The 242-nt window shown below is 44.2% G+C and carries 1 protein-coding gene; it reads right to left on the reverse strand.

The annotated features are described in order from the left end of the window. On the reverse strand, window positions 1-242 hold a 242-nt coding region (locus tag L9G74_RS24590; RefSeq protein ID WP_500142684.1), incomplete at both ends, for a hypothetical protein.

The raw sequence follows: 242 nt of genomic DNA on the forward strand, positions 1-242 counted from the left end.
TCGGCTTCTGATGGCTTCACCATCACTGGTTGACAAAGAAGAGGTTGGCCTGAAAGTGCTATTGCCATGGGGACAGACATGACATCATAAAACTCAATATACCCAACACCCTTGGAACGTCTTGAATTGCGATCCATAATCAAGCGAACATCTCGCACCTTGCCAGCCCTTGAGAAGAACTCAAATACATCTCTTTCATCTGCTTTCAGAGAAATCTGATAAGCAAACACAGCTCTTTGATC

This window comes from Shewanella electrica, assembly GCF_022321485.1.
Taxonomy (GTDB): Bacteria; Pseudomonadota; Gammaproteobacteria; order Enterobacterales; family Shewanellaceae; genus Shewanella; species Shewanella electrica.